This is a genomic window from Paenibacillus sp. NPDC058177 (genome assembly GCF_042883835.1).
Taxonomy (GTDB): Bacteria; Bacillota; Bacilli; order Paenibacillales; family Paenibacillaceae; genus Paenibacillus_AQ; species Paenibacillus_AQ agri.
In genome coordinates this window covers 17,359-39,030 of record NZ_JBHVVB010000008.1, presented here as the reverse complement: position 1 = coordinate 39,030, position 21,672 = coordinate 17,359, and the positions used below count along the sequence as shown (strand labels likewise).

Genomic DNA, 21,672 nt, shown 5'->3' with positions numbered 1-21,672 from the left:
TGTTCAGGCACCCGGGGTTCGATAGGGACTGGCGGTACTCTTACGTCCCTTTATTAGCAGCAGGCAGAGCAGAGCCACCGCCATACTAAAGGCTGCGCAGTAGAACAGTACAGAATATCCTAGCAGATCAATTAATAGACCGAGAATTGGCGGAGACCCGACGGCGGCCAGGGAGGACACCAGATAATACATTCCCGTCCGAGTGCCGATGCTCTCCTCAGTTCCTGTAGACACGAGATAAGGATAAGAGTTAATGTTGATGCAGGCCCAGAAGATGCCCCCCAGCACTAGCTGTCCCCGCAGTATAAGCAGATTCTCAGCCAAACCTACAAGCGCAAACACAGTCATCAGACCGCATACGCCGGTAATGATGACTTTTTTCTTGCCGAACCGCCCTCCCAGCCAGCCGCTGGGAATGGCGAAGAGTACAAAGGCCAGCGAGAAGAAGGTGAGTGAGAAGGAAGCTGCCTTTTCGCTAAGACCAAGGTGGTGTTTGCCATACAGCGTAAACAGCGTTTCCACCCCTTGGTAAGCAACGAACCAGAAGAAAATAGCAGCTAGCAGAAATAAGGTGGTCCGGTCCAATTGGCTTTTAAATGAGATGCGTCTAGCTTTGGCAGTGAGTGGTACAGAACTCGGTAGTAAGTTCTTTTCGCCGATAAGAGGGGGTTCGGTTGACACTTCATCAGAAGGCATAGCTGCATCGTTCACCCGGTCCCGTTTCTCATTAATAAATCGTGATACAACTAGCAGACAGAGTAGTGTAATCAGTCCGGCCACAATAAAGGGCAACGCCGGGCTGGAATCATAAAGGATAGATCCCACACCAAAGGCCAGGATGGAGCCGATTCCACCCATGAAGTTGATTAGTCCGTTCGCCTTCGTCCGCTGGTTATCTGGTGTAATATCGGGCATCAGCGCCACAGTGGGCGAACGGTACAGGCTCATCGCCAGATTCATGAGCATCATGAAGAGTAGCAAGGTGAATAGTCCGGTGTGGAACGGAATCAGCATCGTCAATACAGCGGCCAGGGGCATGCCGATTAACAGATAAGGCATTCTGCGCCCATAGCGGGTCACTGTACGGTCGCTGCGGTTACCGATCCACGGCTGCAGGAACAGCGCAAAGTAATTATCAATGGTCATCATAAAGCTGATCAGAGCTACACTGTGCACATACTTTTCCAGGAAAAAAGGAACAAACGCGTTATACAAGCTCCACGTAATGCTGATGCTGAAAAAGCCGAAGCCGAGCAGCCAGACCTTTTTCACCATGTCACACTCCTTTGGCAGCCAGCAGTCCGGCCAGAATGTCAGGATGGTCCGTAATGATTCCGGCTACACCTGCATCGATCAGGTATTTCATCCGCTCAGGATCATTAACAGTGAACGGATGGTAGACGACGCCACGTGCCGCAGCTTCCGAAACGAATTCCGGCAGTACCGCGTAGTGGCTAGCGTGCAGCGCAGTGGCACCAAGTGTAGCGGCATAATCCCAAGGACGGTACAGGCCCTCCATGTACAGGATACCCATGCGGATCTCCGGGGCCAAGGCGTGGAAATAAGCAAGAGAGTAGTGATTAAAGCTTGAAATAACAACCCGTTCACTCATTCCCCATTCCCTGACAGCGGCAATCACTTTTTCCTCCATGCCAGGGTACGGGAACACTCCGTTTTTAAGCTCAATATTGAGAATAGTGTCAGTCTTGTGGAGCAGCTCCAGGAGGTCTTCCAGCAACGGCAGTGGTTCCCCTGCAAAGTCTTTTCCGAACCAGGAGCCGGCATCGAGGCTGAGCAGCTCGCGCAGTGTGTGATCCTTCACAGCACCGATGCCGCTTGTGGTGCGTTCCAGCGTTTCATCATGAATGAGAATAAGTGCGCCATCCTTGGACATTTGAACGTCAGTTTCGATCCCGGTTGCTCCCAGCTCCAGGCTCTTGCGGAAGGCCGCCATCGTGTTCTCCGGGCAGACTGCGGATGCACCGCGGTGGGCAAAATTTATAATTGAAGTCATCGGTATACTGTCCCTCCAATGGTTTGTTTAGTGTGCCTGAGAGGTCAGGCTATCCCCATTCTATTTCCACATGCAGCAAAGAAACCCTGTCCGAAAAAGCCGGCAGGGCTCCAATTTCGCAAATTTAACGCAGCCATTACATCCCCTTGTTGTTTTTCAGCCATTCCAGCAGAGTAGCCACACTTTCTTCGGGGGATTGTTCTGCTGTATGCAAGGTTAGCTCCGGATGTTCCGGGATTTCGTAGGGATCAGTGATGCCTGTGAACAGGGGGATATCGCCACGGCGCGCCTTGGCGTATAGTCCCTTGACATCCCGTTCCTCGCATACCTGTAAAGGACAGTCCACATAGATCTCGGCGAAGCTTGACAGGGTCTGCCGGGCGTATTCCCGCATCTCGCGGTAAGGACTGATCACAGATACGATTGTGATTACGTCATGACGGTTCAGCAGCCCTGCGAGATAGACAGCGCGGCGGATATTTTCGAACCGGTCCTCGCGGCTGAAGCCCAGGCCCTTGCAGACATGCTGCCGGAGGTCATCGCCATCTAACCATTCCACAGGTAGGCCCAGCTCTTCCAGTACTGCCGTCAGTCTGGAGGCAATCGTTGATTTGCCGGCACCGGACAAGCCGGTTAGCCACAATGTAAATCCGGTATTCTTGTTCTCATTCATAGGTTCATATCTCCGTATGGGATTCGCTCCAGCAGCCCGGAGCCATAGATTTCCTGCAGCTCCAGATGGGGCATATGGATGTAGCCAATATAGCAGTCGCAAACGTTCATTCGGCAAGCCCGCTTGGCCGAGAGGACTTCCAGTCCGTCCCGGTACAGGTTGCCGATTACACCCCGGTCTTTGTAGCAGCGTTTCACCAGCCCGGCACCCTGGACATAGAAGACGGTGCTGCCAGCGCTGCAGAATTTACCGAGGCTTTCATAATCTGTTGCATTAATTTCGAAATGCGGGTCCAATCCTCGCAGATAGGCCAGATCTTCAGCCGTGTAGTAATCCGGGCGATCCTTGTAGGCATTGATCCACAAGTATACGTCCTCAGGCAAAGAGGTACGCAGTGAAGTTATAGCGGGAAAGGCACTGCGGACGCCCACACTGCCTACACTGAAAGGAATTCCGCTGTTGTAGAGTTTCATGCACTGGGCGAGAAAACGTTCTTCTTCCACTTGTCCGGGATGATAGGTTGCCCAGAATGCTACCTTGGCCGGGTCCAGCCCGGCGGTGAAATCCAATCTGGCCGACAGATTGGTCTGGATCGCCACCTTATCGACATGCTCCATACCTGCAAGGGTCGTGATGGCGTCCTTGTACCAGCGGTGAGTCAGGCCTTCACCGTACGGATTGAAGAAGATGGAAAGGCGGTGACCGGATTTTCCCTGATCGCCCGCCCATTGTACGAACCGCTCGACGCCCTCGCGGTCTTTGGCGAGTGTGGCGGCGCTATCCCGTGTTTTGCCGAAGGGGCAGTAAGGGCAGTCATAGTTACAGGAGGTGAGAGTGCCGCGGTAATAGAGAACGGCCTTCATGGGAGGACGAACCTTTCCATGCGCTCCCGGATGTCGGATGAAATAAACCAGTCACCAATAGAGTCAGAGTAGCCGAGGGCTTCGCCAGTCAGGCGCAGCACATCGTCTTCCACAAGGCCGAAGCCTGAGTCGGTAAGCAGCGCTAGCTCAGGAAAATCGCTCCACAGCAGGGTGCCGAAACGTTCCGTATACTGAGACAGCTTCAAGCCCTCGCTGTGCAGAATAGCCTTCAGGATAAAGCGGCGTTTCTGTTCTTCCGGCTCCAGCACAATTCCGTAATCGGCGGTATCATAACGTTCTGCGGCCACATAATCGGCGATGATGCTCTCCGTAGCCTTGCGGCTGACTCCATAACGAGAGGCATAGTGTACGCCCCGGGTATAGGAACGGGCTCCGCACCCCAGCCCCACCATCCCTTCTTCCTGGCAGCTGTAATCCAGAAGCGGCTTGTGACTTTCGGCTGTCTCCTTAGCGAAGCGGCGCATAGAATACTGACGGTACCCATGACGTTCAAGCAATTCCCGGGCAGCATTATAGCACTGTAGCCGGATATCCTCCTGTCGGTCCAGATCGCCGGGTTTCACTATCGTGTGCTCACGGGTGTAGAGGGGATAGATGAAGATTTCACCTGGATTATAAGACAGCGTCTGATTCAGCGAATACAGCCAAGTCTCTACGGTCTGACCTGGAAGTCCATAGATCAGATCGAGATTCAGAATTGGAAAATCATATCGCCCCAGCAGCTCCAGCGCCCGGTAGACAATGTCAGGGTCTTGAGGCCGGTAAATCGCTGCCGACTCTGAGGCGACGAAGCTTTGAATGCCCATGCTGACCCGGTCTACGTTTGCGTCTTTCAGAATTTCCAGTTTTTCTACAGTAAGGGTCTCTGGCGAAGTTTCTACCGAGATCGAGACTTTGTCTGTTGCGAGCCCCATGATGTCCGTGGCAATGTAGAACAGGCGGCGGAGCTGATCCGGGGCAAGTAAGGTCGGGGTGCCGCCGCCAATGGCAAACCGGGCATATGGCTTATGGGCCGTGAACGGCGCCCACTGCCGGGCTTGACGCTCCAGAGCATCCACATAGCGGGCGTGCACATCAGCCCGTTTGTCCGGCAGTGTGAACAGATTGCAGAACCCGCAGCGGGCACCGCAGAACGGGATATGCATGTATAGAAAGAACGATTCGGCAGGTTCGTCACGCCATAGTTCATTCAAGGGCAGCGGCGGTTCCAAATCACGGTAAGCCGTTTTATGCGGATAGGAATACAGATAAGAACGATAAGGATTAGCGGTAATTCCGCTTTTCCATTGCAGAAGCTCCTCCGATGAGGGGGACGGGCTAACGTCGCCATGGAGCAACCGGGGATGATACGATGACGCCATAGACTGTTCTCCATCCTTTCGGAATCCATTTGGTATCACAAAATAAATTCGCGGTATGGAACATTCCATACCGTCTCATGCGCGAGCCGGTGACCTTGATAGCCATCTTCGCCATAGGCTGTGCCATGGTCGGAGAAGGCCAGACAGAATGTCGGATTGCCGCGCTCACGGAAGGCCTGGAATAGACGGCCGAGTTCTCCATCGACGTAGCGGAGCGCAGCGCGCTGGCTGTCGACGGAGTCTTTTTTGGCTCCTGGCAGGAAATAATGGTTCGGTCCATGGATCGCGGATACGTTCAGGAACATGAATAACCGCTGTGACCGATCCACAGTATCCAGAATTTTAAGGGCATGATTCACCTGATGCTCTGTAGAACGGGGGTTCGTCACACCGAAGTTCATACGCCAGTAGCTTTGTTGAAAATAACCGGGCAGTACCCGGGCGAGCGGATTCTTCTTGGTGAAAAAAATAACGCCCCCGATACAAACCGTCCGGTAGCCTTCAGCCGCCAGTCCGGAGACGATGTCCGGTGTATCGAACAGCCAGGTATGGGGATGGGTCTTCATCCCGGTGTTCTTGGAATGGAACATGCGAATATGTTCCGACTTGTCTGTTGTTGCAGGCGTTGGCAGGAAGCCGCCGAAAAATGCGTGATGAGCCGCATAAGTGAAGCTTCCCGGCGTATGTCGTTGCTCCCATGATCCGGTTCCGCACAGGTTGGGACAATTCTCTTCCTCCAGAACGGCAGCATCATAACGTAGAGTATCGAGTGTAATCATTAGGATGTCATGGGTGCCAACAATAGTGTTCATATCTGTCATGATGATCCGTCCTTTATAAACGATGTTGAGGGAGGGAAGGCTGGGCTCTGTCAGCCAGCATCTTCATCTCCCATTCATAGGTACCGTAGCCGTGGTACTCCACATCATACAGCAGATCGCCGAATGGATTAACATCGGCAATATATGTGCGCTGCGGGTTGCCAGATACCAGTACATCCATCCCCGCAATTGCGGAGCCTGGAAAAGCAGCAAGTGCCTGCCTGGCAGTCTCCTGCACTTGTTCCAGCATCTCTTCGGATAGCCCGGCTTCGGTGGGTGTCATCCGCTGGCTGCGCAGATGCAGATTTGTGATCGGTGTCGTGCTGCAGCGGGCCACAGCATGGCAGGCCTCTCCGAAGACGACAAGCTGACGGATATCAAAGGATCGTCCGCCTTGACTAGCCTTGGGCACCCACTGCTCGGCATAGGCCCCGTGCCGATAGAGCCAGTTGATAATAGCTTCGATGGTTTTTCGGTCGGTATAGCGGCGCAGCTTGCCGGAATTATAATAGACTGGAGGCCGGGTAATGAAGGATTCTACCCCGACGGTTGTTATCGCCAGTTCCGCCCCAGTGGAAGGGTTCACCTGATAAGCGATCACGCCGGAAGCGGCAGAGCCGCAGGCCAGCTTGATGAACACACGGTGCATTCGTTCCGCGGCCATTTTCTCACGGAGCGAAGCATAGTCCACAGGGGGCTGAGTGCCACCGAGCGGGCGCGGCACGGGAACTCCCGCTGCTGCGAGAGTTCGCTGTGTCTCCCGCTTGTCGGTCATGGCGATAATCTCCGCCGGATCATTAAGCCATTCCGCGCCGGGCCAGGCCGCCGCCGCCTCGCGCTTCAACCTTCCCAGCAGCCGGCAGTAGCCGCGGAACCACTGGGAAGGATGGTGCAGCACGCCCGGCAGGTCCTGCAGCCGGAGCGCCGCCTTGACGCTGAGCGGCAGCGGGCCGAGCTGTGGCCGCTCAGCGCTATGGGGCAGCGAATCGAGTTGTCGCTGCTCGGTGTTTGGCGGCAGCGAACCGAGTCGTCGCTGCTCGGTGTTTGGCGGCAGCGAATCGAGCTGTCGCTGCTCCATGTTCGGAGGCAGCGAATCGTGTCCGCGCTGCCCAGTGCCCGGCGGCAGCGAGCTGTGCTGCTGCCGCTCCAAGCCAGGATACAGCGCATCGCTGGCATCCGGGGCGTCCGGCGCGCCCAGGGCAATCAGGGCGCGCTCACTCTCGAAGCTGCCGCCTGGCGAATCCAGGCGCAGCAGCGGGGAAACGCTGCCTCTGCCGGCAGCGTCGGCTATTGCTGGCTGCTGCTCAGCCAGCAGCTCAGCTATATGCCGGCCCTGGAGCAGTCCGGCGTAGGGCAGGATGATGGCGGGCGGGAGGCCAAGCCTCTCCCTGGCCTGCCGGATGCCCTCGGTCCGCCGGTCGCCAGGATGGCCGATGACGATCAGCGGCTGCATCTCTGCGTTACTCCGTGATGGACGGATAACGCCAGTCCTCGTCATCATCGCTTTGCTGCTGGTCGCTGACATCGACAGGCAGTCCGCTCTGCTGCCAGCGGGCTACCATTTCATTAGACATATAATGATAGCTGAGATTCAGCGCTTTTAATTTCTTGATTCGATCACTGGCGAGCAGTGCTTCAGCACCGGTATCGCTTAAAGTGCCAAGGGACAGGTCGAGTGTGTCGAGCTGATCCAGAATTGGAGCATCTGCGATCGCTGCTGCGATCTCGTCCTGCATCTCGCTATTTTTCAACCCTAGATAGTTGAGCTTGGGGAACTTGCCGGGTTCAATCAGTGGGAGAATATCCTCCAGACTGCCGTCAAATCCGTATTCATCTACACCGAGGTACAGCTCTAGCTTGCGTAGATTCGGCAGACTGCTGCCGGCAATTTGCGCAAGAACATCCTTGCCCAGGCCGCCACAGATGATTCTCAGTTCCTCCAGCTTGTCATGCTTCAGATGGCTCAGGCTCAGATTATTCGAGCCTTGAATGGTGAAGGATTGCAGCTCCGGAAAGGCAGTGAGCAGCGGCGACAGATCACTTTGGGTAATCCACGAAATCTCGCATTCCTCAGAGTCCATCTCGCCGATGAACAGCTTACGAAGCAGTGGGAAGCTTGCACTGTGCTGGACAAGGGCCTCTACCACCTCTTCCGAGCTGTTCTCATAGGTCTGTCCCCAATCGCCAATAATCAGGCTGCTCAGTGCTGCACTTTCAGCGCTCTGGCTGAGCTTTTCAATCTCTTCACCAATCCGCTTACCCTCTTCGAATTCGTCGTAGCCAATCGTAAGCTTCACTTCAGTCATGATGTTCCCTCCCGGAAAAAGTTTTACTTCGAAACTACCCTATCATTTGGCGAAAGGGGAGTCAAATGACCAAAGACCCAGCAACGCTGCTTGCAGATCATCAGTTTTATCCTCATGAATAAACGGCAAGCCCCAACTCCCGGGGCTTGCCGTTTATTCATAAAATCGTGCTTCGTTATTGTTTTTTGTAGTACAACACTGTGGTGTGGAGTTCTCCATTCCCGGAGCGGGCAAAATACGGGATTCTGCCCGCCTCAATAAAACCGCGCGACTGGTAGAGCAGGTTGGAGGGATCACCCTCACGGGTATCCAGTGTCAACAGCTCACGGTCTTCTGCAGCAGCTGCAGCCTCGGCGGTATCCATGAGCCGCCCGGCAATGCCTTTTCTGCGATGATCCGGGTGAACCATCAGTTTGGCGATCTCCGCACGGTGGAGCGCATTGGCCTTTCTAGCCAGCTGCAACTGGATCGTACCTGTAACGGTATCTCCTTCCCGCGCAATCCAGAGCAAGACACCGGGACCCAGGACGCTCCGCCAATAATCCACGGCTTCGGCTTTGTCTAATGGCGGGAGGAAGCCGATGGAGGCTCCATCATTCACAACGGAGATCAGCATTTCGCTTAACCCAAGTTCAATTTCTGGAGTCAATGATTCCACTAGTGTGATTATAGGTTCGGTAGTCATGTGCGACCCATCCTTTCAATATGACGATGATGAAATATACTAATTGTCATTATACTGATGTGAACTATATTTACAATAGAATTCGACAGTAGGGTGATTATGTTACATGTATGTAATATATAAAAGTTTACGAGGTAATTATTTACCTAATAAAGTCCTGAATTGATGTAAAATTGTAAAAGCTCCTTGGAACGCAGTACAATGAATGTAGATTATTGTAACTTATAGAGAGATTGGATAAAGCCATATTAGCAGTATTCATAAGGAAGACATGGATAGGGGGAAGAGTGACTATGCTATTGGAAGTGATTGCGACAACCTTAGGGGATGCTGTGACAGCCGAGCGTTATGGTGCTGACCGCATAGAACTGATTGCAGGCATCGCTGAAGGCGGTTTAACGCCAAGCCTTGGCCTGATTGAGCAGGTGCGAGCGGCCGTAAAAATCCCGGTCCGGGTAATGATTCGTCCGCATGCTCGCTCTTTTGTATATGATGAATCCGAGCTTAGAGTTATGCGCAGAGATATCCGTCACATTGCGTCGGTAGGCGGGTTGTCCTTGGTGTTGGGGGTGTTGCACCCTGATGGTACCATTGATGAGCGGGCGCTGGCTTCGCTTCTGGAGGAGGCTCCTGGTGTGCCGGTTACCTTCCACCGGGCGTTTGATGAAGTGACCGACCAGTTGGAGGCTCTGGAGGTGTTGCTTGGATATCCACAGATTACGGATATTCTAACGTCCGGTGGCCGCCGGACAGCCCCGGAAGGGGCGGAACGGTTGGCCGTACTGGAGCGGCTGACTGTGGGGAAGCCGCTTCGTATTCTGGCCGGCAGCGGTTTGACCGCTAGTGGCCTAAGTGATTTTGTGCGCGACACAGGCGTGCGCCGTTTGCATTTTGGCTCCGCCGCTCGGAAGAACGGTGATCCGCTGCGCCCGGTGGACGCGGCGCGGGTCACCGAGATTCGCAGGATTCTGGGGTCATTGAAGTAGTCGATTTACCGGAGCAGGATCTTGCAACAGCTTGGGCAGCCATGTCAGCAGCTTCTCCCTGGTCAGGGCATCGGAGGCGTTCCATTTAGCCCCGTCCAGCAAATAGACGAGGCCGTTTTGCACAGCCGGCAGGCTGGCCCACTCGGGACTTCGCAATAGCTCTTCCATGGCCAAACGGGAATCCTCCCGTTCGGGGATGAGCATGAAGATGCGGTCGCCTGTGTAGGCAGCCATGTCACCGGCTTCAATCTCGCCGAAGCCGAGATCCTGGTCCAGAATTTCCACTTTGATCCTGTCCACAGGCATAAAGCCGCCCGGCGCATAGAGCGCCGGGGCCAAACCGGAGCAACCCATGACAAACAGGCGGTTTCCATGGTCATGAATCAGAACAGAGGCCGTTTCACCCGGTTTCACCAGCTCTTCAACATACAGGCGCTGCCACAAGGCAGCGTTTTTTATGTTGAAGCTGTCCAGCCAGGCTGCGGCCTCACCTTCTTTGCCTAGCCAGCTTCCCAGCAGACGGAGTCGATCCTGCAGCGAAGCAAATGAATTGAAGGCCAGCGTCGGCGCGATGGTGGAGATTCGGCTGTACTCTTGATCATTGGAATTGGCCAGAATGATCAGATCTGGACTCAGGGAGTCGGCTGCTTCGGCATCCATAGGGAAGCCGACATTGACCAGCTTTTTCAGTCGGTGCTTGTAGACCCGATTCCAGGAGAAGGCATCTTCTCCACCGATAGGCTTGATCCCCAGCGCCAGCAGATCGCCGATCGTCTCGCCGTGATAGATGATACGTTTCGGCTTCTCCGGAATTTCTACTTCATGACCAGTCCAGTCGGTTACCCGGCGTGTTGGGCGATGGGAATGGGCGTACTGACCCGGGGCGATCCCTGTTCTCTGCCGGAAGCGGCGATTGAAGTAATACTCATCAGCATAACCGACCTGGCGGGCAATTTCCCGTAGCGGTTCACCCGAGTGGAGTAGCAACTGCTTGGAGTGTTGAATGCGCAGATCAGTCAAATACTCTAACGGCTTGCTCCCGGTAAGGTTCTGGAAGATTGGGGTGTACTGCCAGATGGACATGCCGGCAATCTCGGACAGCTGCTTCACTGTAATGTTCTCCATATAGTGATCCTGCAAGTAACGTATCGTACGTTCAACAGATTGGGTAGGACTTTCAATGTCTTCAGAACGGAAATTGTACTCGAACAAGAACAGCAGTAGCTCCTGAAGTTTAAGATTCTGCTTCATACGACTGATCTCATCGGTATACGTACGTTCTGAGTATAATTCTTCCACAAGCCGGATCAGCTTGGAGAACGGATAGGCGACCAGTTCCCGTCGGCCTGTCAGCAACCGGCGGGAATACGCTACAGGTGAATTGTTTTCACTGGTATAAATGGATGTAAAACTAACCTCATAGTAATAGAGCGTTGACTCGTTGTCGCAGATTTGGAGAGACTCCCCGGGGGAGAGTAGGACGCATGCTTCTGTTCTTAGCATCACAGTCTCGTCGCCTGCTTGCAGCTCTCCTGTACCGCTGGTAAAGACGAGCAGAGTATACTGCTTAGCGGGTGCTGGCTGGGAGGATGTACCGGCAGTTTGCATTCTTAGTTCAACATCCGACAGTTGAAACAGTAAGGAATGTAGCGGCGCGGTAGGGGGTGTGGGGTGAAGCATAGGTAGTGTCCTCCTTGGTTCAGTGATAATCATTATCAATTATATCTATTGTATATAAAACAAAGAAGCCGATCAACAGATGTTGATCGGCTTCGAATCGTTTGCTGCAGCGGCAACTCCGTTTTACTTTTCGGAAATCAGGTTCGGAATCTGCTGCAGGAGCCAATCTCTGGTGGAGGCGTCAGCAGATGTTTGCTCGATATCCTGGAAGTATACATATCCGTTTTTGACGGCAGGGAGGTTCTTCCACATCTGGCTGCTAATCAGCTGTTCTGTGGATTTTTTGGCTTCGTCCGCTACCGGATTCAGGATGAAGATACGATCACCAGCGTATTCCTTAAGCAGCTCCATGGATATTTCCTCGAAGCCTTTCTTATCATCCAGTACCTTCTGGATTAATGGAGTTGGCTTAAAGCCATTCTCCTCATACAACACCTGTGAAAGTCCTGTAGTGGCCATAACAAACAGGCGGTCGCCAGGGTAATACGTGAAGACCGATGCGGTCTCACCTGGCTTCATGCCGGAAGCTTTAAGCTGTTCCCACATCGCTGCTTCCTTAACCTTGTACTGGGCCAGCCAGGATTCGGCTTCTTTTGTTTTACCAAGGATTGTTCCAAGCTCCAGCATCCGTTCCTTCAGCGGTGCAAAGGTATCGAAGATGACGGTAGGGGCGATTTTGGACAACGCTTCAAAATCTGCTTCATCCGTAACGGAGTAAATGATCAAGTCGGGCTGCAGATCAAGTGTCTTCTCCAGGCTGATGGGTAAGCCAACATCCTCTACGCCTTGAACCTTATCCTCATAAATTTGGTTCTCATACAATACTTTGGCCGCGCCAATGGCTTGTACACCCAGAGTCAGCAGGTCGCCGTAAGTCTCCCCGAAGAAGACAATTTTCTGCGGGTTATCTGGAATTTCTACAGTATGTCCTCTGTAATCTGTATACGAATGGGTACCCCCAGTCTTTGTAGCCGTATCGCTTGTAGCTTCCGGTGACGAAGATGCCTCTGCAGTGGTGTTACTAGTGCTGGTATTGTTCCCTTTGTTATTGCTGACCTGTGGCTCGTTCTTACTGCTGCAGGCGAGCAGCAGCGTGCCCATCAGTACGATCATGCATACTACGGCTATGGATTGTCTAACTTGCTTCATTATAGTTTGTCCCCCCATATAGATATAATACCATCACCAATAATGATAATCATTCTCGATAAAAATTATCATAAAGGAATGTGCTTCATGACTCAATGGACAAACCTAAAGCGAACAATTGGTTTTGTGCAAAAACAGTAGGAATGAGTCGCTTAAACAAAGAAAATGAACAATACAAACAGTGAACATGAACAACTCAAAAAACTGTTAATAACATATTGATAATAACAAAATGTCATGTTATTATATTGTTAATAACAAAATGTTAATAACGAAAGAGTTAACAACAGGAGGTTTTGTCCATGTTCGGATTCAGATTTGTGAAGTTCCAGCCCAGTGAATATGTACTGAAGGTGAAGAACGGCAAAGTCGTCCGTGAAGGTATCGGTCTTTCTTTTCATTATTATGCACCTACGACCTCGGTGGTTGTTGTTCCAGTATCGTCGATAGACGTTCCGTTCATATTCGAGGAGATTACCCATGACTATCAGACTGTGACTGTACAGGGGCAGCTAACTTATCGGATCGTCGACTACCGTAAAACAACGCAAATTTTGAATTATACCTATAATCTGAAAAAAAACATGTACCTTTCCGATGATCCCGGTAAGCTGGCCCAGCGGGTCATTAATATCGCCAAAGTGCTGACAAAGAAGCAAATGGAGCAGCTTCCGCTCAGGGATGCCATTCAATCCAGTGAACGTCTGGCCCGGAGCATTACACAGGAAATCGCCAGAAATGAAGAGATTGAGAAGCTGGGGATTGAACTAATGGGCTTGTCGATTCTCGCCATTGTGCCGAACAAGGAGACGCTGCGGGCGCTGGAAGCGCAGGCTAGAGAAGAAATTCTGCGCGATGCCGACAATGCGCTGTACGAGCGGCGCAATGCTTCGATTGAACAAGAGAGACGGGTTAAGGAGAATGAGCTGAGCACCGAGATCGCTGTAGAGACGAAGAAAAAACAGATCCGCGAGACGCAGCTGGACGCCGAGCGCGCGGTGAAGCAGAAGCAGAATCAGATGAAGGAAGAACAGCTCAGCTTCGATACGGCACTGGAAGAGAAGAAGCAGGAGCTAATTGAACTGGCTATTGTCAATAAAAAAGCAGAAGCAGATGCCCGTGCCTATGAGCTGTCGGCCATTATGAACTCGCTGCAAAATGTGGCACCGAATGTGCTACAGGCTTTGACCCAGGTGGGCATGAATCCGGAGAAGCTGATCGCCATCGCGTTTCAGGATCTGGCCGGCAACGCCGGAAAGATCGGGCAGCTTAATATCACGCCTGATCTGCTGCAAGGACTGATTGCGAAGCCTGACGGCATCGCAGCGCCAGCGGGCAGAGGGGCGGGCGGCCGATGAGTGGAGCAAGATCGGAGAACAAGATTGTTTTGGTGAAACGCAAGACCCGGCTGGAGGAGCTGGTCGTCCGCTATAATACGATCCAGCAAGCCCAATTCTATATCGAGCGGCTTGGGGCAGACTTCAGTGACTATGTGTCTGAGGACTTTCATTATAGGGCAGCCGTGGAACAAGCCGTAATTGAGCTTGGCGCATTGGGGCGGGTGCAGGTGCTGGACCGCCAGCATGTCCCGAACTTTATCTTTGGAGAAGAGGATACAGTGGTGGCTGTCGGGCAGGATGGACTTGTCGCTAATATCCTCAAATATCTGAACGGCCAGCCGCTGGTTGGGGTCAACCCCGACCCAGGCCGTTGGGACGGAGTGCTATTGCCCTTTACGGTCAAGGATCTGAAACTGATCATTCCAGATGTACTTCGCGGCAGACGTCAGCTGACAGAAGTAACACTAGCCAAGGCTCAGCTTAACGATGGGCAAAGTCTCTACGGTGTCAACGATCTGTTCATTGGCCGAAATACACATGTGTCCGCCCGTTACCAGTTGCAGGTTAGCGGGCAGACAGAGCAGCAATCCTCCAGCGGGGTTATCGTATCGACTGGGCTTGGCTCGACTGGCTGGCTCAAAAGCGTGCTGGCTGGGGCTGCTGGTATATCGAAGAGGGCGGCAGAAATGAAGGTGATGTCTATGTTGGAAGATACGGATAGCAGCAGAGGTAATGCTGCTACAGGAACTCAGGATCCGCCGGAAGTCAGGCTGCCCTGGGATCATTCCAAGCTGTATTTCACGGTAAGAGAGCCATTTCCCAGCAGAGCCACCTCTGCCGAATTGGTTTTTGGACAGATTGGTGAGGAGAGTCCGCTGCGCATCACTTCGCAGATGCCGGAGAACGGGGTAATCTTCAGTGACGGTGTGGAGAGTGACTTTCTGGAGTTCAACTCCGGAGTGGAGGCAACGATTAGTCTGGCCGAGAAGAGAGGCCGATTGGTTATATAGTAAAAGGCCTTATGAAGGCCGGCAGGTCGGTGGGTTAGCAGGTCGGCAGATCGGCTGACCAGATGATCAGCATTAGAAAAAGGCGGACGGTGACCCGTTCGCCTCTTTTTTACCATGGTATGCTGCTTATTGATAGCTTCTGTTGTTGTTTGGCATGGAATTGTTCGGCATGGAATGGTTCATACCGGAACTGTAACCTGTGTTATATCCGGAATGATTCGAAAACCCTGAATTGTTACCCATGCTACTGCTTGATTGCATTGGAGAATGCTGTGATGTATGCATAGGTTGCTGCTGGTTAAACGACGGGTTATAAGACGGGGTGAAGGATGGAGTGTAGCTTGGCATTGAAGTGTTGTAGCTGCTGGTCTGTGCACTGCTCTCAAGCTGTCTACAGATCTGAGAGATCTGCTGCATTTGCTGGATGGCCGTTTGATGACCTTGCAGGGCACTTTGAATCATTTGGGCAGCTTTATGTTCACGCTGGGCAATTTCTTCAAGTCTTACTGCATTTTGCTGCTCCTGTTGCAGCAGCTGTTGGTAGTTTTGGCTTGCTTGTTGCGTTTGGTTCACGAGTTGCTGAATAATTTGCTCACATTGGTTGATTTGGCTGGAAAGATTTGAATTCAATTGGGTAGCCTCCTTGGCGGGTTCGGTTTATAATGCGCTTTTATTATGACTTGCAGCAATTTGGATTATTCTGTAGCCCCATTATTTACTAGCCCTGTGGTGCCGGATTGGTGGACGGTTATGTTATCGCATTTGTTTCGGGAAAGAAACGGTAGATCCAACGTGGACAAGGGTAACGAAATAGGTACAGGTCGTGGTGCAACAATTACGGCTGGTTTTCGTATGTAAATAAAAGTGTTTCATCTGGAAACACTCAACGACTTGTCGGAGGTGCATACATGAATTTTTGTTTGACGGAAGGCCGTTTGCGGCTTTCCCTGAAGCGGACCCTTGGGCTTATGCTTGTGCTCGGGCTGCTGTTCACAGCCTGCATAGGGGGCGTGGCGGAAGCATCCGCCAGCACGGACCTGCTGATTGTGAACAAGAAAACCAACAAGCTGGCGTATTTCAGCGGTGGGAAGCTGGAGAAGACTTTCCCGGTAGCTACAGGTAAGACCAAAGCTTTAACCCCGGAAGGCAGCTTCAAGATTGTTGTCAAAATCCAGAACAGACCCTATTATAAAGATAAGATTCCTGGAGGAGATCCTTCTAATCCGCTGGGCGACCGCTGGCTGGGGCTGGAAGTAAACGGGACGAAAGGCACTACTTATGCGATACATGGCAATAATAACGAATCATCTATCGGAAAATATGTAAGTGCCGGATGCATCCGCATGCATAATGAAGATATTCGCTGGTTGTATCCTCGGATCTCCAAGAATACTACAGTTGTTATTATTTCGACTTCTGCCGATATGGAGAGCATTGCGGTCAATCATGGATACGCTGTAGGGAAGACCATTGTTCCCGGAACGTTCATCGTAGGCGGGGTTTCCACGAAATTGCAAGAACCGTTTGTCGTTGAACAATCCCGGGTCTACGTTCCGTTAAAGGAATTGGTCACTCTGAGCGGAGGAACGATGAACCGTAACGCCGGAACAGGTGAGCTGACCATAGCAATCGGGAACCGTTCGGTGACGCATAAGCCATTGTCTGATAAGGCTGTAGTTAATGGTACGAGTGTTACTATGCTGCCCTCCCGGAATGTGAATGACCGTCTGTTGATTCCACTCAGCAGCGTGCCCGCATTGTTCGGGATCAATGTGAAATGGAATCCACAGCAGCAGTCGGTAACGCTTTTGAAATAATAACGAACTTATTTTCTATTATTAATATTATGAAAGCAGGATCGGATTACGATGAAGATTATTCCTTATGAAGCACAAGCGCATGAACAACTAGTGGAGATTTGGCTGCAGGCTGTGCGGGCTACACATCATTTTTTGACGGAGGAGGACATTCAGTTCTTCCATGGAATGGTGCGTGATGAAGCGCTGACCAGCGTGGAAGTGTGGATGGCAGTAGACGAGGCTGGGAAACCGACGGGTTTTATCGGCCTGGATGGACCGAAGGTAGAGATGCTGTTCGTGGACCCTAAGGTGCATGGTCAGGGAATTGGCAAGGGATTGTTAAATAAGGCAATCAGCCTGAAGGGTGACAAGCTACAGGTAGATGTCAATGAGCAAAATCCAGGTGCCTGTGCTTTTTACACTAAGTTCGGTTTTGTGCAGCAGAGCCGTTCGGAGCTGGATCCTTCCGGTAAACCATTCCCTATTCTCCATATGAGCCTGTAGATTGCTGATTATCTGTTCTATAAAGCAAGAAGCCGGGAGCCTTCGTTTACACGAAGACTTGCCGGCTTTTTTGGTCTCTTTGACAGCAGAGAGCTGTTCATCACGCCTCGTTCTAGCTCCTGTAAGACATATTACACAATAGGCAAGACCTTATATACATGTCTATATACAGTGTCTTTGAAATGATTGAATTCATCTTCATTTATAGGACGGCCATGACTCATGATCTTCAAAGGCAAATCATCCTGACCCTCTCTGAGCGGTGGCTGCATATAGTCATACGTATTTAGACAGAAGCCCAAACGTTCATAAAAACCGATTCTTCTGCGGGACCATTCATCAGCCGGTGGTTCCACCTCAAGCAGTACCGGTATTTCCGATGCTGCGATGTAGGCGCGCATGAGCTTGTCCCCTGCACCTTTGCCCCGAGCAGCCGGATCGACGGCGATATGCTCCACAAAGCGGAATTCGGGAAACTCCCACACACCCATAAACGCTATAACGCTACCCGTGTCATTCTTGTCTGTAATGAGGCGGTAACGTGGATGATTCAGTAGAGCCTCCTGTGCTTCACGTGTTCTGAATTCCGAAATTGGGAACGAAGCCTCCATAATGGTAAAGACCTCTTGAAATGAATGTTGCAAGCTACTCAAAATCTCACTCTCCTATGTCTAAGCTGGTTAAGATGTCGCAAGAACCCAATAGGGTGCATTATTCTTTTGCTCCAGCCACGGTTATCTAGTTAGGTTAATCAAAATATAAACTATATTATTCCTATGGTACCCATACATACTGAAAGGCGTCAAGAATAGAACCGGATAAGCTCATTTGAACACTAGCCCGTAAGGTGAATCCCTTTGAATAAAAGTGGTCTTTTTATGGGTTATTTGCTTTTCAATCGGATTAATCGGAAATTGCTATGAAAATAATCATAAATATTTTTGTTTATAGGTCGAATTCGTGAAGGAATTTCGGTTTTTTTGTCGAAATATAGGATTGATTTAACAAAGTCTAGTTTGTTTTGATTTTCATTCATGAGAGGAAGGAGTATGCGGCTTCTTTACTAATTATATTTTTTCGAAAAAAATATTGGGGGTTACCTTATGGGAGAAGGCTTCACGGCATCAAGGTTAGCGAAAATAGGCCTGTTGTTATTCAGTATATTTATTCTTTACAGCATTCATCCCTCCGCTTCATTCGCAGCAGGTGCTGCACCCGACACCTTTATTACCAAGAGCAAATCAGATTTGCCCAGTTCAGCGATGACCAATATTGCTTACGGCAATAATCTGTATATTGCAGTCGGCTACTATGGTGCAATTATCAAATCGACGGACGCAGAAAACTGGAGTAATGTAAAAACGCAGGCGGATGTTAATTACACCGGCGTGGGCAATCCCAGCTCTTTTGTCTTTTACGGAGCAGCTTATGGAAGTGGAAAGTTTGTTGTTACCGGAAATGAGGGTGTGATACTCACCTCTACAGATGGTACGAACTGGACACAACGGACTTCAGGTGTGACCAAAACAATCACGAATGTGAAGTACCTGGATCATAATGGGGTCTCTGCATTTTATGCGCTAACGGAAGGCAAGCTGCTGAAGTCCGCTGATGGGATCACATGGACCGCAGTTGTGCCAACAGGTTTGAATGCTACGACAGCGCTAACACAAATCACCGTAGGCAATAATGGTAACCGCCTTGCAGTTGGTGATACTTCAGGATTCATTTACTCTACAACCAATGGTACGACATGGACGTCTGCACGTCCGGTGAATCCAGAGGGCAACCCCTCTATCGGTACCAATATGCTGGTTTGGATGAAAGACCAGTACTACATTTCAGACCCTTGGGGTTATATGTGGACGTCTACAAATTTGTCTGCATTTACGCTAGCGGGTGCTCCGTTTAAACAAAACTCCTCACAAGTAAATAATCAGATGTTCAATGGATTCTACGATGGCACCAAATATTATTTGTTTGGCTTTCAAGCTCCTTATGGTTATGGGGCGGTTTACACGTCTACAGACGGTAACTCATGGACCATGCAGCCCTATAACAATTTTTTCGTGACTCAAAGTTCATCCTTCCTCAACGGGAAGTATTTCCGTCTTGGCAATGAGGGGCTTATGGTTTCTTCCAACGGCTCCGATTGGAGCTACAAGTGGGGCGGAACCTATAATGAAGTCATTCATGACGGCTCGAAGTATATCGCAGTGGGTAAACAAGGAAGCGACGGGGCAATATGGACCTCGAATGATCTGACTTCCTGGAACCCGGCAAGTGTGTCGGCAAGAGCTAACAGTTTTAATGCCGTTGCTTACGGTAATGGTAAATACGTTGCTGTAGGCGACTGGAACCAGGATAAAACCACAGTTGCAACTTCCGCAAACGGTTCCGCCTGGACGGTGCAGACGGGTGTTACGGACTCTACTCTTTTTTCAGATATCGCTTTTGGAAATGGCAAGTTCGTAGCGGTAGGTACGAAGGGGTACACGAGTCCTTCTCTTAAAACATCAGCAGATGGTGTCGCATGGAGTGATCCTGTCGTGCCAAATCAAGCTATTCAGGCGTTGTTCTCTGTGACTTTCACCAACAATCAATTTATTGCGCTGGGTTACTCCTACGATAACTCCGCTAATGTGAACGGATTGAGCATTTGGACATCCCCGGACGGCACCGACTGGACCAATCGCTCTAGTAGCTATCCTAACCAGACGGATGCTATCAGTGATATTCTCTATGACGGCACCAAATATATTTTGCTAGGCTATGATCCCTCATATAAAATGTTCTCCCGTACCAGTACGGATCTGGCCACCTGGTCTGCGCCAACGGTAATAGGGAATGACTCCTTATTCGGTTTGACACCGGTATTGGGGGCAAAAGGGAATAATATCTATGCACTTGGAGCAGTTTCCGGTACCTATAAACCAGAAGTCTATTATTCCAATGATCAGGGAACGACTTGGCAGAATGCCAACGTTGATTTAACAGATGCACAAGCGTATTCACTGATGTCTGTGAATGGTCAAGTGATCATCTCCGGAAATTCACAATTGGTGCTGACCACGACCTCACCTGTATCATCCACTATCAGCCCGGACACCGCCAACTTTGACAAGAACGTTGCAGTACAAGCGGATGTAACAACTGCGCTAACGTTGAATGGCAACACGCTAACTAGCATCAAGAATGGTGCAGCAGCATTAGTGGACGGCACAGATTATACGGTTACAGGCAACACAGTGACAATTGAAAAATCGTATTTAGCGGCGCAAACGGTTGGTACGACAACACTAACCTTTGAATTCAGCGCAGGGAACCCACAGACACTGGCAATCACAGTGAGCGACAGCACGCCGAAGAATAGTGAGCTAAGCACAAACACCGCTAACTTCGATAAGAAAGCTTCTGCACAAGCAGATGTGAGCGTAACGCTGACGCTGAAAGGCAACACGTTATCTAGCATCAAGAACGGAACAACGGCTCTAGTATTGGGAACCGATTACACGCTAACAAATGAATTAGTTACGCTAAAGAAAGAGTATCTGGCTACACTGCCTGAAGGAGTCACGAACCTGGTGTTCACGTTCAGCGCAGGCAACCCGCAGACACTGGCAATCACAGTGAGCGACAGCACGCCGAAGAACAGTGAGCTAAGCACAAACAGCGCTAACTTCGATAAGAAAGCTTCTGCACAAGCAGATGTGAGTTTAACGCTGACGCTGAAAGGCAATGCGTTATCCAGCATCAAGAACGGAACAACTACTCTAGTACTGGCAACCGACTACACGCTAACAAATGAAGTAGTTGCGCTTAAGAAAGAGTATCTGGCTTCACTACCTGAAGGAATCACAAACCTGGTGTTCACGTTCAGCGCAGGCAACCCGCAGACACTGGCAATCACAGTGAGCGACAGCACGCCGAAGAACAGCGATCTAAGCACAAACACCGCCAGCTTCGATAAGAAAGCTTCTGCACAAGCAGATGTGAGTGTAACGCTGACGCTGAAAGGCAACACGTTATCCAGCATCAAGAACGGAACAACGGATCTACTATTGGGGACTGACTATACGCTAACAAATGATGTAGTTACGCTTAAGAAAGAGTATCTGGCTACACTGCCCGAAGGAGTCACGAATCTCGTATTCACGTTCAGCGCAGGCAACCCGCAGACACTGGAAATCACAGTGAGCGATACTACGCCGAAGAACAGTGAACTAAGCACAAACACAGCCAGCTTCGATAAGAAGGCTTCTGCACAAGCGGATGTGAGCGTAACGCTGACGCTGAAAGGTAACACGTTATCTAGCATCAAGAACGGAGCGACTGCTCTAGTGTTAGGGACTGACTACACGCTAGCAAATGATGTAGTTACGCTTAAGAAAGAGTATCTGGCTACACTGCCCGAAGGAGTCACGAATCTCGTATTCACGTTCAGCGCAGGCAACCCGCAG

General features: G+C 50.9%; 19 protein-coding genes. 6 read left to right on the top strand and 13 right to left on the bottom strand.

Annotation, left to right across the window (positions count from 1 at the left end; translation table 11 throughout):
• Positions 1-3: 3 nt before the first annotated feature.
• The 9 genes from ACFVU8_RS25015 to ACFVU8_RS24975 form a co-directional block, all read right to left on the bottom strand.
• Complete coding sequence (locus tag ACFVU8_RS25015) at positions 4-1,272, bottom strand: SLC45 family MFS transporter (protein WP_387431186.1); 1,269 nt, start codon at positions 1,270-1,272, stop codon at positions 4-6.
• 4 nt (positions 1,273-1,276) lie between these two features.
• Positions 1,277-2,014, bottom strand: a complete 738-nt coding sequence (locus ACFVU8_RS25010; RefSeq protein WP_387430945.1) for a glycerophosphodiester phosphodiesterase — start codon at positions 2,012-2,014, stop codon at positions 1,277-1,279.
• 136 nt (positions 2,015-2,150) lie between these two features.
• Positions 2,151-2,687, bottom strand: coding sequence for an adenylyl-sulfate kinase (gene cysC, locus ACFVU8_RS25005; protein WP_387430943.1), 537 nt, complete (start codon positions 2,685-2,687; stop codon positions 2,151-2,153).
• Entirely contained in the window at positions 2,684-3,550 is an 867-nt protein-coding gene (locus tag ACFVU8_RS25000; RefSeq protein WP_387430940.1) for an STM4011 family radical SAM protein, read from the bottom strand. Before ACFVU8_RS25000 ends, cysC begins: the two co-directional genes overlap by 4 nt.
• Complete coding sequence (locus tag ACFVU8_RS24995) at positions 3,547-4,932, bottom strand: STM4012 family radical SAM protein (protein WP_387430938.1); 1,386 nt, start codon at positions 4,930-4,932, stop codon at positions 3,547-3,549. The genes ACFVU8_RS25000 and ACFVU8_RS24995 overlap by 4 nt, the downstream gene beginning before the upstream one ends.
• Before the next feature lie 35 nt (positions 4,933-4,967).
• Complete coding sequence (locus ACFVU8_RS24990; protein WP_387430935.1) at positions 4,968-5,753, bottom strand: STM4013/SEN3800 family hydrolase; 786 nt, start codon at positions 5,751-5,753, stop codon at positions 4,968-4,970.
• 13 nt (positions 5,754-5,766) lie between these two features.
• Entirely contained in the window at positions 5,767-7,254 is a 1,488-nt protein-coding gene (locus tag ACFVU8_RS24985) for an STM4014 family protein (protein ID WP_387430933.1), read from the bottom strand.
• Positions 7,214-8,059 carry an STM4015 family protein gene (locus ACFVU8_RS24980; RefSeq protein WP_175373978.1) on the bottom strand — a complete coding sequence of 282 codons (846 nt, stop codon included), beginning with the start codon at positions 8,057-8,059 and terminating at the stop codon, positions 7,214-7,216. Before ACFVU8_RS24980 ends, ACFVU8_RS24985 begins: the two co-directional genes overlap by 41 nt.
• 175 nt (positions 8,060-8,234) lie before the next feature.
• Entirely contained in the window at positions 8,235-8,744 is a 510-nt protein-coding gene (locus tag ACFVU8_RS24975; RefSeq protein ID WP_387430931.1) for a GNAT family N-acetyltransferase, read from the bottom strand.
• Positions 8,745-9,037: 293 nt separating this feature from the next.
• On the opposite strand from ACFVU8_RS24975, the gene ACFVU8_RS24970 reads away from it, so the two are divergent.
• On the top strand, positions 9,038-9,730 hold the full coding sequence (locus ACFVU8_RS24970; RefSeq protein ID WP_387430928.1) for a copper homeostasis protein CutC: 693 nt from the start codon (positions 9,038-9,040) through the stop codon (positions 9,728-9,730).
• Here ACFVU8_RS24970 and ACFVU8_RS24965 read toward each other — a convergent pair.
• Positions 9,719-11,410 (bottom strand): helix-turn-helix domain-containing protein, encoded by a 1,692-nt coding sequence (locus tag ACFVU8_RS24965; protein WP_387430926.1) that lies wholly within the window; start codon positions 11,408-11,410, stop codon positions 9,719-9,721. The two genes, ACFVU8_RS24970 and ACFVU8_RS24965, sit on opposite strands and share 12 nt — an antisense overlap.
• Positions 11,411-11,533: 123 nt before the next feature.
• Positions 11,534-12,559 (bottom strand): ABC transporter substrate-binding protein, encoded by a 1,026-nt coding sequence (locus ACFVU8_RS24960; protein ID WP_387430923.1) that lies wholly within the window; start codon positions 12,557-12,559, stop codon positions 11,534-11,536.
• Between the two features lie 302 nt (positions 12,560-12,861).
• On the opposite strand from ACFVU8_RS24960, the gene ACFVU8_RS24955 reads away from it, so the two are divergent.
• On the top strand, positions 12,862-13,917 hold the full coding sequence (locus tag ACFVU8_RS24955) for an SPFH domain-containing protein (RefSeq protein ID WP_387430921.1): 1,056 nt from the start codon (positions 12,862-12,864) through the stop codon (positions 13,915-13,917).
• Entirely contained in the window at positions 13,914-14,909 is a 996-nt protein-coding gene (locus tag ACFVU8_RS24950) for a diacylglycerol kinase catalytic domain-containing protein (protein ID WP_379467193.1), read from the top strand. Before ACFVU8_RS24955 ends, ACFVU8_RS24950 begins: the two co-directional genes overlap by 4 nt.
• 126 nt (positions 14,910-15,035) lie before the next feature.
• Here ACFVU8_RS24950 and ACFVU8_RS24945 read toward each other — a convergent pair whose 3' ends face one another.
• Entirely contained in the window at positions 15,036-15,539 is a 504-nt protein-coding gene (locus tag ACFVU8_RS24945; protein WP_379467192.1) for a hypothetical protein, read from the bottom strand.
• Positions 15,540-15,817: 278 nt separating this feature from the next.
• Between ACFVU8_RS24945 and ACFVU8_RS24940 the strand changes: the two genes are divergently transcribed.
• Both ACFVU8_RS24940 and ACFVU8_RS24935 read left to right on the top strand, forming a co-directional pair.
• Entirely contained in the window at positions 15,818-16,726 is a 909-nt protein-coding gene (locus ACFVU8_RS24940; RefSeq protein ID WP_387430918.1) for a L,D-transpeptidase family protein, read from the top strand.
• Positions 16,727-16,771: 45 nt separating this feature from the next.
• Entirely contained in the window at positions 16,772-17,212 is a 441-nt protein-coding gene (locus tag ACFVU8_RS24935) for an acetyltransferase (RefSeq protein ID WP_379467399.1), read from the top strand.
• Positions 17,213-17,343: 131 nt separating this feature from the next.
• Here ACFVU8_RS24935 and ACFVU8_RS24930 read toward each other — a convergent pair whose 3' ends face one another.
• Complete coding sequence (locus ACFVU8_RS24930; RefSeq protein WP_379467397.1) at positions 17,344-17,823, bottom strand: GNAT family N-acetyltransferase; 480 nt, start codon at positions 17,821-17,823, stop codon at positions 17,344-17,346.
• Between the two features lie 492 nt (positions 17,824-18,315).
• Between ACFVU8_RS24930 and ACFVU8_RS24925 the strand changes: the two genes are divergently transcribed.
• Positions 18,316-21,672, top strand: a 3,357-nt coding sequence (locus ACFVU8_RS24925) for a X2-like carbohydrate binding domain-containing protein (RefSeq protein WP_387430916.1), incomplete at its 3' end; no start/stop codon positions are given.